The organism is Falsiroseomonas bella, assembly GCF_003173615.1.
GTDB lineage: Bacteria > Pseudomonadota > Alphaproteobacteria > Acetobacterales > Acetobacteraceae > Falsiroseomonas > Falsiroseomonas bella.
The window spans coordinates 64,358-76,066 of sequence record NZ_QGNA01000008.1 but is presented as its reverse complement, the minus strand read 5'-3'; the positions used below and the strand labels follow the sequence as shown (position 1 = coordinate 76,066).

Annotated in this window: 14 protein-coding genes; 3 read left to right on the top strand and 11 right to left on the bottom strand. The window is 72.1% G+C overall.

From position 1 onward, the window contains the following. Positions 1-12: 12 nt before the first annotated feature. On the bottom strand, positions 13-612 hold the full coding sequence (locus tag DFH01_RS26425) for a hypothetical protein (RefSeq protein ID WP_109873535.1): 600 nt from the start codon (positions 610-612) through the stop codon (positions 13-15). Between the two features lie 206 nt (positions 613-818). On the opposite strand from DFH01_RS26425, the gene DFH01_RS26420 reads away from it, so the two are divergent. Next, a complete protein-coding gene (locus tag DFH01_RS26420; protein WP_199231428.1) occupies positions 819-2,633 on the top strand; it encodes a PHA/PHB synthase family protein in 1,815 nt (604 codons plus the stop codon). Here DFH01_RS26420 and DFH01_RS26415 read toward each other — a convergent pair. Further along, entirely contained in the window at positions 2,606-4,264 is a 1,659-nt protein-coding gene (locus tag DFH01_RS26415) for a glycosyltransferase family protein (protein WP_146217155.1), read from the bottom strand. The two genes, DFH01_RS26420 and DFH01_RS26415, sit on opposite strands and share 28 nt — an antisense overlap. A 287-nt stretch (positions 4,265-4,551) precedes the next feature. Here DFH01_RS26415 and DFH01_RS26410 point away from each other — a divergent pair, with 287 nt between their 5' ends. Further along, the gene (locus tag DFH01_RS26410) at positions 4,552-5,289 is read left to right on the top strand and encodes a PEP-CTERM sorting domain-containing protein (RefSeq protein WP_199231427.1); all 738 of its coding nucleotides are present in this window, start codon (positions 4,552-4,554) and stop codon (positions 5,287-5,289) included. Positions 5,290-5,370: 81 nt separating this feature from the next. On the opposite strand, the gene DFH01_RS26405 is transcribed toward DFH01_RS26410, so the two are convergent. The 9 genes from DFH01_RS26405 to rplM all read right to left on the bottom strand — a co-directional run bounded on the left by DFH01_RS26405 (position 5,371) and on the right by rplM (position 11,133). Beyond that, positions 5,371-6,021, bottom strand: a complete 651-nt coding sequence (locus tag DFH01_RS26405; RefSeq protein ID WP_109873531.1) for a hypothetical protein — start codon at positions 6,019-6,021, stop codon at positions 5,371-5,373. 53 nt (positions 6,022-6,074) lie between these two features. Beyond that, on the bottom strand, positions 6,075-6,635 hold the full coding sequence (locus DFH01_RS26400; protein WP_233256305.1) for a hypothetical protein: 561 nt from the start codon (positions 6,633-6,635) through the stop codon (positions 6,075-6,077). Further along, positions 6,626-7,201: a hypothetical protein gene (locus DFH01_RS26395; RefSeq protein ID WP_109873529.1), complete on the bottom strand. Its 576-nt coding sequence runs from the start codon at positions 7,199-7,201 to the stop codon at positions 6,626-6,628. The genes DFH01_RS26400 and DFH01_RS26395 overlap by 10 nt, the downstream gene beginning before the upstream one ends. A 50-nt stretch (positions 7,202-7,251) precedes the next feature. Then, complete coding sequence (locus tag DFH01_RS26390; RefSeq protein WP_109873528.1) at positions 7,252-7,821, bottom strand: hypothetical protein; 570 nt, start codon at positions 7,819-7,821, stop codon at positions 7,252-7,254. A 130-nt stretch (positions 7,822-7,951) separates the two neighbouring features. Beyond that, positions 7,952-8,503, bottom strand: coding sequence for a hypothetical protein (locus tag DFH01_RS26385; RefSeq protein ID WP_109873527.1), 552 nt, complete (start codon positions 8,501-8,503; stop codon positions 7,952-7,954). Then, the gene (locus DFH01_RS26380; protein ID WP_109873526.1) at positions 8,500-9,048 is read right to left on the bottom strand and encodes a gamma carbonic anhydrase family protein; all 549 of its coding nucleotides are present in this window, start codon (positions 9,046-9,048) and stop codon (positions 8,500-8,502) included. The genes DFH01_RS26385 and DFH01_RS26380 overlap by 4 nt, the downstream gene beginning before the upstream one ends. A 12-nt stretch (positions 9,049-9,060) precedes the next feature. After that, entirely contained in the window at positions 9,061-10,023 is a 963-nt protein-coding gene (gene argC, locus DFH01_RS26375) for an N-acetyl-gamma-glutamyl-phosphate reductase (RefSeq protein WP_109873525.1), read from the bottom strand. A 131-nt stretch (positions 10,024-10,154) separates the two neighbouring features. Beyond that, positions 10,155-10,658 carry a 30S ribosomal protein S9 gene (gene rpsI, locus DFH01_RS26370; RefSeq protein WP_109873524.1) on the bottom strand — a complete coding sequence of 168 codons (504 nt, stop codon included), beginning with the start codon at positions 10,656-10,658 and terminating at the stop codon, positions 10,155-10,157. 4 nt (positions 10,659-10,662) lie between these two features. Further along, the gene (rplM, locus tag DFH01_RS26365) at positions 10,663-11,133 is read right to left on the bottom strand and encodes a 50S ribosomal protein L13 (RefSeq protein ID WP_109873523.1); all 471 of its coding nucleotides are present in this window, start codon (positions 11,131-11,133) and stop codon (positions 10,663-10,665) included. A gap of 178 nt (positions 11,134-11,311) precedes the next feature. Between rplM and DFH01_RS26360 the strand changes: the two genes are divergently transcribed. Continuing rightward, complete coding sequence (locus DFH01_RS26360) at positions 11,312-11,707, top strand: VOC family protein (RefSeq protein WP_109873522.1); 396 nt, start codon at positions 11,312-11,314, stop codon at positions 11,705-11,707. Positions 11,708-11,709 lie beyond the last annotated feature (2 nt).

Genomic DNA, 11,709 nt, shown 5'->3' with positions numbered 1-11,709 from the left:
TAGCCGACCCGCTCAGCCGCCGCGAGGCGCGAGCAGGTCGCGCGAGGGCGGGGGCGGCGGGGCGGGCGCCAGCAGGTCGCGGGAGGGCGGCGGCGGCACCGCGGGCGCGAGCAACTCCGGCGCTGGGGCGGGCGGCGGCGCGGCGGTGGGCTCCGGCGCTCGCGCAGGCGGCGGGGCAGGGGAGGGCAGTGCGGCCGGCTCCGGCGCCCGGGGCGTTCCGGCCGGCGGGGCGGGGATGGGCTGCGCCGCCGGCGCGGCGGGCAGCGCCTCCGGCTCCAGCCGGATCGGCGGCACGGCGGCCAGCCGGGGCGGAGCCGGCGGCGCGCCCTCGCCGGCGGGGAAGGCCGCGCCCCCGCCGGGCTCCAGCGGCGTGCGCGACCGTGCCCGGTCGGCCGCCAGGTCGGCCGAAAGGCCCTGCCGCGTCTCGGCGCTCGGCGGCTCCGGGCGGGGCGGCACGCTCGACAGGTTCGGCCACTCGCCGTCCAGGCCGGGCGGCGGCTCCCGCCCTTCCAGATGCGTCCGGAAGAACAGGTTCGACAGCCCCGGCCGCGGATCGAGCTCCGAGATGCGTTCCGTGCAGGCCGGAAGCGCCAGGATGGCGGCCAGCACCATCCCCCGGCGCGCTTGATCCAGCGCCCGCCACACCCTAGCCTTTTGGCGTCTGCCGTGGCCTTCGACGCGCGGGATCATCGCTGCCCTTTTCCGTGCAGGAGCGAGGGTTAGCCCGAACCGCAAGCGGGCGGAAGCATCGCAGCGGCGTAACACGGACAGGCCGTCACCCGAACGGGTGGCAGGACAGGTTGAGGGCTGGAGTGCGGATGTCGCAGGACCCGACCACCGAGGACAAGACCAGCTTCCGCCTGCCCGACCCGGCGGTGGTGAGCCGCACCATGGCCGACGTGGCCGAGCGCGGGCAGCGCATCGTCACCGACTTCCTGAAGCGCCAGGGCGCGGATGGCGCCGCCGCGCCGGGGCCGGACCCGCTCAACATCGGCTCCGCCTTCATGGAGATGACGACGCGGCTGATGACCAATCCGGCGCGGCTGATGCAGGCGCAGATCGGCTTCTGGCAGGACTACCTGACGCTCTGGCAGAACACCGCCCGGCGCATGATGGGAGAGGCGCCGAAATCCGTCATCGAGGAGCCCAAGACCGACCGCCGCTTCAAGGACGATGCCTGGCGCGAGAACGAGGTCTTCGACTTCATCCGCCAGTCCTACCTGCTCTCCGCCCGCTTCTTCACCAACGTGGTGCAGCACACCGACGGGCTCGACCAGAAGACGGCGCAGAAGGTGGATTTCTACACGCGCCAGTTCGTGGACGCGATGAGCCCGTCCAACTTCCTGATGACCAATCCGGAAGTGCTGCGCCGAACGGCGGAGACGGGCGGCGAGAACCTGCTCAAGGGCCTCTCCAACCTTCTTTCCGACCTCGAGCGCGGCAAGGGCCAGCTGCGCATCCGCATGACCGACGAGACCAAGTTCAAGGTCGGCGAGAACATCGCGGTGACGCCGGGCAAGGTGGTGTACCGCAACGCGCTGATGGAGCTGATCCAGTACCAGCCGACGACGGAGAGCGTCTTCAAGCGCCCGCTGCTGATCATCCCGCCCTGGATCAACAAGTTCTACATCCTCGACCTCCGCCCCAAGAACAGCTTCATCCGCTGGGCCGTCGAGCAGGGGCACACCGTCTTCGTCGTGTCCTGGGTCAATCCGGACGAAAAACTCGCCGAGAAGGGCTTCGACGACTACATGCGCGAAGGCCCCTACGCCGCGCTCGACGCCATCGAGCAGGCGACGGGGGAGAAGGCGGTGAACGTCATCGGCTACTGCCTCGGCGGCACGCTTCTGGCCTGCACCCTGGCCCACATGCAGGCGAAGAAGGACACGCGCATCAAGTCCGCGACCTTCTTCACCACCATGCTCGACTTCGCCGAGGCCGGCGAGCTCGGCGTCTTCATCGACGAGGAGCAGCTGCAGTCCCTCGAGGACAAGATGAACAAGCGCGGCTTCCTCGAAGGGTCGGAGATGGCGACCACCTTCAACATGCTGCGCGCCAACGACCTGATCTGGTCCTTCGTGGTGAACAACTACCTGCTGGGGCAGGAGCCCTTCCCCTTCGACCTGCTCTACTGGAACGACGACAGCACGCGCATGCCCGCGCGCATGCACAGCTTCTACCTGCGCCGGATGTACCAGGAGAACGACCTGGTGAAGCCCGGCGGCATCGAGCTGGACGGCGTTCCCCTCGACCTCCGCAAGATCAAGCTGCCGACCTACATCCTCTCGACGCGGGAGGACCACATCGCGCCCTGGAAGAGCACCTACCGCGCGACGCAGCTCTATGCCGGCAAGATCCGCTTCGTCCTTGCCGCATCGGGCCACATCGCCGGCGTGGTGAACCCGCCCGAGGCCGGGAAATACAGCCACTGGGTCGGCGAGGACCTGCCGCCCGACCCGGACGCCTGGTTCAAGGGCGCGACGGAACTCTCGGGCTCCTGGTGGCCCGACTGGCAGCGCTGGATCGCCAGCCAGGACAAGGCCCAGGTCCCCGCCCGCATCCCCGGCGCCGGCGCCCTGCCGCCGCTATGCGACGCGCCCGGCGACTACGTGAAGGTCCAGGCGCGGGATTGACCGCCGCCCGAGCGCCCCGGGTTGGGGGCGCGGAGGCAATGCACGACGATCTCGTTGTTGCCCTGACCGAAGGCGTGGCGCTCCACCGCGAAGCGTGCTTCCCAAGCCGCGATCTGCGCGCGCATCGGGGGCGAGGACGCCGGCGTGCGCTGCACCAGGATGACGCTGGCCGGCAGGGATTCCACCATCCGGCCGAATTCCGCCGCCGACAGGAAGGTGATCCCGGACCGCGGCGCGTGCAGCGCGAAGAAGGGGTTCCGTCGGAAATCCTCCTCCTCGGGCAGCTGCACCACCATCAGCGGCCGCCTTTCGGCAGGCGCGTAGTGCGGCCAGCCGAGCAGCGTCCAGGCGTGGCCCGTGAAGACCGGCCCGGCGCAGCGCGCCTCGTCCTGCAGGAACCGGACGACGGCGCGATAGTCGGGCCGGAGCGTGTTCGCGAATGTGGCCGAGGCCGGCCGGTACAGCTGCATCCCAAGGCCGAGCGCCAGCACACCGGCGGCCAGCGCGCCGGTTCCGGCGCGCCAGGCCAGGCCGGGCCGGGCCAGTATCCCCATCGCGACCAGGACCGCCATCGGCAGCAGGAGGATGACGGCGACGCGGGGCAGCAGGACGGGCCGCCCGAGGCTCGCCGCGAGAAGGGCGGCGACATAGAGCATCGGCACGGCCAGCAGCACCGTGATCGCCGCCCGGTCGCGCAGGCGCGCCGCCCCGATGGCGGCGAGGCCGAGCAGCAGTGCCAGCAGCGCAACGCGCAGCCAGCCCGGCAATTCGAACATCGCCATCCCGGGACCGAGCGGAATCGCGAAGCTCTGCACCTTCCAGACCGAGAGCGGCGGGATCCACGCGATGTTGCCGGAGTTGCGCTGCGCCACGAACACCAGGAACTGCGGCCCAGAGATCGCCGCGATGACCGCGCCGGCCGCGGCCGCGGGCGCAAGGTCCGCGAGCCGCGCGGCGCGGCGTGACAGCAGCGCGCCGGCAAGCGCGGCGCCGAGCGCGGCGGTGAAGAACAGGGCCGTGGCATGGGTGTGGATCGCGGCCACGCTGCCCAGCACGACCAGCGCGAAGGGCGCCGCCAGAGGCCGGGCTCCGCGGCCTCCATGCACCGGGGCGCCCGCGACGCGGCGCACCCAGAGGAAGACGCCGAGCAGCGCAGCGGCCTCGAACAGCGGCGCCAGGGCGACCGGCCGCGCCTCGACGCCATGCCAGACGCAAAGGGGCCAGACGGCCAGCAGCGCCGCGGCGCCCAGCCCGGCGGCGGGCCCCGCCACCTGCCGGCCCAGCCAGCCCGCCATCCCGACGAGCGCCACGGAAGCAAGGGCGGAGGGCAGGCGCAGCGCGGAATCCCCGCCTCCGGCGATCGCGCTCCAGATGTGCAGGAGGGAGTAGTAGAGGGGTGGATTGGTCTCGATCCGCCTTCCCTCTCCCCAGAGGAAGGCCTGGCCCTGCTCGATCCAGTAGCGCGTGAACGCCTCGTCCAGCGACAGCGAGGAATGATCGAGCAGCTGGAGGCGCAGCAGCAGCGCCACCGCCATGATGGAGGGCAGGGCGAGCAGGCGGCGCCATTCCCGCTGCCTGAGGGGCCAGGCATCGGGTCGATGCGGCCCGACATTCCATGCCATCCCGCTCACGAACCGATTTGGCGGACTCGGTCGAAGCGCGTCAATATTGCGACAATGGCAACCCTGAGTATGGACGCTTCGCCTTACGCGACAACGCCGGGCGGATTACGCGGCGGGCTGTCGGCAGAATTGACACCGCTCGCCCGACTGCCTGTCGGTGAAGTTTACACTCAACAACATTATAGAAAACTTACGTAGCAGATTCATAGATATAGAAGATGGCATGCGGCATGCATAGCCCGTTATGTTGCCGTCCCGAAAAGATTGCAACGATTGGAACGACGAGGAAGAAAGTCATGTTAGATTCGAAGCGATTCGCTCGCGCCCTCTGGGCGCTCGGGCTCGTTGTCGGCTCGGCCGCATGGTCATCGGCCCAGGCGGGGCTCGAGATCCGCAGCTGGGTCGGTACCCACGAATTCGGTGCCGAACCCGGCCAGAGCATCCCGACGGGGATCCAGGGCTACGTCAACGGCGCCCTCTACACGACGCATACCGGCTACTACAAGTTCACCTACGGCCCGCCGCCGCCCGTCGGCCTGCCCTCGCCGCCCGCCACGGGCCACGGCACCGCGATCTTCAAGAACGAATTCCGTGAGCCGATCGGCGGCGGCGGCGACAGCTTCTGCAACAACCCCGGCATCGCGGGATGCGGCGGCATCGCCAGCGTCGTCGGCGCCACCTTCACCCGCTATTACGCGGCGAACACGCTGATCCCCTTCGAGTTCTTCTTCCACCAGGACGTCGGCAACCATCTGCTGGCCAATGGCGCCACCTCGACGGCGAACGGCGCCTATCTCGTGCAGATCGGCACCGGCACGGCGCGCAATGCCGGCCCCGGATCGCTGGCGCTGATCGGCCTGACGGACAACACGGTTACCCTCGGCACGAACGGCAGCGTCATCGGCGACCACGACTTCCAGGACCTGACCCTGTCGATCACGCAGCTCCCGGTGCCCGAGCCGATGTCCCTGGCGCTGTTCGGAATGGGCCTGGCCGGACTTGGCTTGGCCCAACGTCGCGCGCGGCGCGCCTGAGTTGTCGCCGCCGACCGTGCCGGGGAGGCACTGTCGGTATACTTTACAATGGGGCGGCATCGCTCGGTGCCGCCCCACCCCTCAGCGCATCGTCCCCGGTATCTGCGCCCCGGTCAGCGAATTGAGGAACGGCGCATCCGGGTCGAGCGCGCCGGTCACCCCGCCCAGCTGCATGCGTGCCATCCGCGCCACCTCATCCCGCGCCAGGGCGCTGGCGATCCGCGCCTGCGGCAGCGGGCCGGGCGCGGCCAGCCGCGCGATCGCCGGCGCGCCGCCGGGCATGAAGGCAGCGGGCGCCAACGCCGCCGCCGCCCGCTGCGTGTCGTTCTCCCGCAGCGCCAGCGAGGCCTGGCCGAGCGCCACCGCCACCGTCTCGGGCGCGGCCGTCTCGGGGATCCCGATCGCCTGGCGCCACTCGGTCCGCGCGGTGCGCAACTCGGTGACGGTCGCGGCCGAAACCGGCGCCCAGCGCGGGTTCCGCCGGAACGCCTCGGCCACCAGCTCCATCTGCCCGATCGCGCGCGCCGCCTCCGCCGGGCGCCCGTTCAACGAGGCGCCCCCATCCGAGAAGGCGGCCGCCGCCTCCGCGATCATCGCCGGCACCGGATCGGCGCTGGCGACGCCGAGGCCGGGGGGGATGCGCGCGAACTCGGGCGGCTGGCGCATCTCCGCGCAGGCCGCCAGCAAGGCGACGGGCAGCAGGGCGATCATCAGGAATGCGGGGCGGCGCATCCGCGTCTCCTTCGGACAGCGCCGGCAGCGATAGCCGAGGCGCGGCGCGGCGCCTACTCCGGATCGGACCGCATGATCTCCAGCATCTGCTGGTCGGCGAAGTGGGTGGCCGCGGCAGCGCGGGGCATCAGCGGCATCGGATCGAGGCGCGTCAGCACGGCCTCCCCGCCCGCGGCTGCGACCGGCGCCAGCGCCGCTGCCGCCTCATCCCGCCTGTCCCGCTCCAGCGCCGAGGCGGCGGCGGCGAAGGCCATCGTCACGGCGGCCGTGGTCGCCTCCGGGCGGACGCCGAGCGCGCCGCGCACCTCCCGCTCCGCCTCGCGCAGCGTGAAGAACAGGGTGGGATTGGCCCCGGTCCACCACTGGTCCTGCTGCAGCGCCACGCTCATCCAGGCGAGCTGCGCCACCGCCCGCGCCGCATCCGCCGGATGCCCGGCCAGGCGGGCCGGATCGGCGAAGGCGGCCGCGGCGCTGAGCACCGCCTGGCGCGCCGGGTCCGCGGCGCTCGCCTGCGGCTGGAGAGGCACCGGCGGCACCGGCTCGGGCGGCGCGGCGCAGGCGCCGAGCAGCAGCACCAGCCCGGCCGCCCACGCCCCGGCCCGGTTCAGAACCACCACCGTCCCCTCCTGCCGTCGTCATCCATCCGGCGCATTCCGGCCTGCGCCTGCGCCAGCGCGAAGGCGGCGCGCGGCAGGACGGGGAAGGCAGCCAGCCGCGCCAGCATCGGCTCGACGCCCGGCGCGCCCACGAGCGTTCCGAGCCGCGCCGTGGCGCCGGCCCGGTCCCCCGCGCGCAGCGCCGCCGCGGCCCCGAGCAGCGCATCCACCGCTGCCTGGGGCGGCACCATGGGCGGGATCCCGAAAGCGGCGCGGGCTTCCGCGCGCCCGTCCTGCAGCAGCGGCACCACCAGCGGGTAGAGCCCGATCCAGCGCTGGTCCGTGGCGAGCTCCACGGTGAGGAATTCCAGCCGCCCCAGCGCCTCCGCCCCCGCCGCGGGATCGCCCGCGATGGTGTCCGGCCGGGCGAAGACATAGGCGGCCGACAGGATCGCCCCTCGCGTCGGATCGCCGAGCCCCTGCGGCGCGGCGCTCTCGGGCAGGGTCACCGGCGCCGGGCCGGGCGGCGGCGTGCCGCAGGCCGCGAGCATCAAGGGCAGCAGCAGCGCAATACGGCGCAGCATGACGGTCTTCCCTCCGGCGCGGGGTCGCCGCGCCGTCCAGGCCGCGCGGGTCAGCGCCGCGGCGGCGTCCTCTCGTTCATCTGCGCCAAGCCGCTGACCGCCGCCGAGGTTCCGGCCGCCGCCTGCGGGATCCGCGGCAGCGCCGAGAGCAGCGAAGCGGCACGCGCCGCGCCGTCCGCCCCGGTGACCGCGGCCAGCGCGGTCTGCGCGCCCGGCGGGTCGTTGGCGCGATAGGCCGCGGCCGCCGCGTCGAAGGCGTTGACCGCCGCCTGCGGGCTGGTGTCGGGCCGCACGCCGAAGGCCTCGCGCACCGCGTCCCGCCCCTGGCGGACGGATCCCGCCACCGTCGGCGGCATGCCGATGAAGCGCTGGTCGTTCGAAAGCTCCGGCGTCAGCCATTCGAGCTGGGAGATCGCCTCCGCCACCGCGATCGGGCGGCCCTGCACGCTGGCCGGATTGCCGAACACCGCGGCGGTGTTGTTGATCGCCGTCCGCGCCGGATCGGTGATGATGCTGGCAAGCGAGGCCGGCAGGTTCGGCGTCGGCACCGAGGCTGTCGGCCCGGTCTGCGCGCAACCGGCGAGAAGCGAGAGCCCGATCAGGGCGGCGAGGGTCCGCATGGAGCGTGTCTCCGTGGCGAGGGCGCCGGCGAGCCCGAAGCGCCCGCGCGGAGCCTCAGGCTAGGCCCCCGCAACCGCAGGCGGAAAGGCACAAACCGTATCCACTTCGTGTGCGTTCCGCCCGACGCGCTCAGCGATTGGCGCCGCCGCCCGACTCGCGGCTGAGCATCGCGCGCGCCTCGCGCAGCGCGCGCCGCAGCGGCTGCGGCGTCTCCAGCGCCGCCAGCGCCGTCGCCGGGTCGGCGTTGCGCTGGGCGACCGGCGCCAGCGCCGCGGCGGCCCCCGCCTGGTCGCCGCGGCGGAAGGCGGCCGCGGCGGCGAGCAGCGCATCCTGCGCCTGCTGCGGCGTCGCCTCGGCAGTCAGGCCGATCGCCTGGCGCAGCGCCGCCCGGCCCTCGCGCAGCAGCCGCGTCACCCAGGGGCCGTCGGCGAAGCGCCCGCCGTCCTGGAAGGCCGTCGCGGCATTCTCCACCATCGCGGCCGCGAAGGCGGCGGCGGCCGGATCGCCGCGCAGCGCGCGCTCCCGGTCGAGGAAGGCATGCGCCGCGCTCTCCGTCGCGAAGCGCGCCGGATCGCCCGCGCCGCGCATCACCTCGGGCGGCAGCTCGGCCACGGGCTCCACGGTCATCCGCTCGCAGGCGGCCAGCAGCAGCGGCAGCAGCAGCAGGCCACGGCGGATCACGCCAGGCTCGCGCGGTGTCGCTTCGCGAGTTCCACGTAGTGCACCGCGGTGCGGTCGAAGCGCGCGCGCTCCTCCGCCGTCATCACGCGCACGAGCTTCGCGGGGTTGCCCATCCACAGCTCGTTCGGCCCGATGATCTTGCCCGGCGGCAGCAGCCCGCCCGCGCCGAGCATCCCGCCTTCCTCGATCACCGCGCGGTCCAGAACCGTCGCGCCCATGCCGACGAAGGCGCGGTTCTTCAGCGTGCAGGCGTGCACGATGCAGGCATGCCCGATCGTGACGTCGTCGCCGATGATCAGCGGCTCCGCGCCGGCGTTGAGGTGCAGGATGGAGCCGTCCTGCACATTGGTGCGCGCGCCGATGCGCATGATGTTGGTGTCGCCGCGCAGCACGCAGTGGTACCAGATCGAGGTCTCCGCCCCGATCTCGACATCGCCGACGACGACGGCGGTCGGCGCCACCCAGGCCTCGGGGTGGATGCGCGGGAACTGGCCCTCGAAGGGCAGGATGGGGCCGCGCGCGGCCCTGGGATGCAGGTCGTCCATGTGGTCGTTCCCCTATTCGGCGGCGAGCGGCAGCGCCGGCGCGACATCCAGGCCGAGCATCAGCCCGATGTTCTGCACCGCGGCCCCCGACGCGCCCTTGCCCAGGTTGTCGAGCTTCGCGACCAGCACCGCCTGGCCGTGCTTCTCGTTGCCGTAGACGCGCAGCTCCAGCCTGTTGGAGCCGTTGAGCTCCTCCGGCGCCAGCCGTGCCTTGCCGTCCGCCGGCTGCACGCTGACCCAGGCGGAGCGCGCATAGGCCTCCTGCAGCGCCGCCTCCAGATCGGCGGGCTTCGGATTGCCGTTCAGCAGCGACAGGTGCAGTGGCAGGCTCACCAGCATGCCCTGCGCGAAGTCGCCGACGCTCGGCACGAAGAGCGGCCGGCGCGTCAGCCCGCCATAGGTCTGCATCTCCGGCAGGTGCTTGTGCTCCAGCGAGAGCCCGTAGAGGAAGAACGGGGCTGCGGTGCGCGCCGGCTCGAACTCCGCGATCATCGCCTTGCCGCCGCCCGAATAGCCGGAGACGGCGTTGATCGTGACCGGATAGTCGCGCGGCAGGATGCCGGCCTCGACCAGCGGGCGGATCAGCGCGATGGCGCCCGTGGGGTAGCAGCCCGGGTTCGCCACCCGCGGCGCCGCGGCAATGGCCGCTTCCTGCGCCGCGTTCAACTCGGCGAAGCCGTAGACCCAATCGGGATGCACGCGATGCGCGGTGGAGGCGTCGAGCAGCTTCGGCGCCGCATCGCCGAGCTCCGCCGCCATCGCCGCCGCTTCCTTCGCGGCGTCGTCGGGCAGGCAGAGCACGACCAGGTCCACCTCCGCCATCAGCGCGCGCTTGGCCGCGGGGTCCTTGCGCTGCTCGGCGGCGATGGAGCGCAGCGCGATGCCGGGGAATCGCGCCAGGCGGTCGCGGATCTGCAGCCCGGTCGTGCCGGACTCGCCGTCGATGAAGACGCTCGGGATGGGGCCCTTGGCCATGATACGGCTCCTTTCGCCGCGAGATGGGGCCGGATTCCGACCCCGGAAAGCAAGAGGGGCGGGCCCTTGCGGACCCGCCCCCCGGATGAACCAGCCATGCAGGCCGGGCGTGACGCCCGGTCCGCTGGGCGTCAGCGCTTGGAGAACTGGAACGAACGTCGCGCCTTCGGCTTGCCGTACTTCTTGCGCTCCACCGCGCGCGGGTCGCGGGTGAGGAAGCCGGCCTTCTTGAGCAGCGGGCGCAGCCCCGGCTCGTAGTAGGTCAGCGCGCGGGAGATGCCGTGGCGCAGCGCGCCGGCCTGGCCCGAAAGGCCGCCGCCGACGACGGTCGCGTAGACGTCGAACTGCTGGTAGCGGTCCGTCACCAGGAAGGGCTGCGAGATCAGCATGCGCAGCACCGGCCGGGCGAAATACTTCGACAGCGTCTTGCCGTTGATCTCCATCTCGCCCTTGCCGGGCTTCACCCAGACGCGGGCAATGGCGTTCTTGCGGCGGCCGGTCGCGTAGGAACGGCCCTGGGCGTCACGCTTCGGCTCGCGCGGGGCTTCGGCCTGGGCGGCGGCGGGGCCACCGGCCGCGCTCACCATGTCCTTCAGCTCGGCCAGCGAGCCGCTGCGGGAAGTCTGCTCGCTCATCGAATTACGCCACCTTGTTCTTGCGGTTCATCGCGCCGACGTCGAGCGCGGCCGGGGTGTTGCCGCCATGCGGATGCTCGGGCCCGGCATAGACGTGCAGGTTCTTCATCTGCCGCCGGCCGAGCGGGCCGCGCGTGATCATCCGCTCCACCGCCTTCTCGATCACGCGCTCGGGGTGGGCGCTCTCGATCCGCTCGCGGAAGCTGCGGCCCTTGATGCCGCCGGCATAGCCGGTGTGCCAGTAGAACACCGCCTGCTCCGCCTTCTGGCCCGTCACGCGGACCTTCCGGGCGTTGATCACGACGACATGGTCGCCGCAATCCACATGCGGGGTGAACTGCGCCTTGTGCTTGCCGCGCAGCCGGTTGGCGACGATCGAGGCAAGGCGGCCCAGCACGAGGCCTTCCGCGTCGATCAGCACCCAGTTCTTGCTGACCTCCGCCGGCTTGATGGAGGTGGTCTGTCTCGTCAGCATCTTCTTACAGTGATCCGAAACGGGGTTCGGCGGGCCGTATCGCGGGGAAGGGCCGGAAAGTCAAGCGTTACCGCGATTTCGCGCCTGTGGTATCCTGATACCGCCACGCCCCGGCAACTTCGCAGGATCTGCAAAGCCCCGCCATGCCAGGACCGTCCCGCATCACGGGAGATCCGCCATGTTCAGCCATGTCACCCTCGGCACCAACGACCTGCCGCGCGCCATCGCCTTCTACGACCGCATCCTGGCCCTGCTCGGCATCGCCCGGCAGGAGAGCGACCTGGAGAAGGGGTATGCCGGCTATGCCGCGGCGCCGGAGACCACGCCGCAGATCTGGCTCATGCGCCCGATCGACGGCCGCCTCGCCCGCGTCGGCAATGGCGTGACCGTCGCCTTCGAAGCGCCGGACCGCGCCACGGTGGATGCCGTCCATGCCGCCATCCTCGCCGCCGGCGGCCGGGACGAGGGTGGACCGGGCCTGCGGCCGCACTACCATGCCGACTACTACGGCGCCTATGCGCGCGACCTCGACGGAAACAAGCTCTGCTGCGTCTGCCACCGCCCCCCGGCGTGATG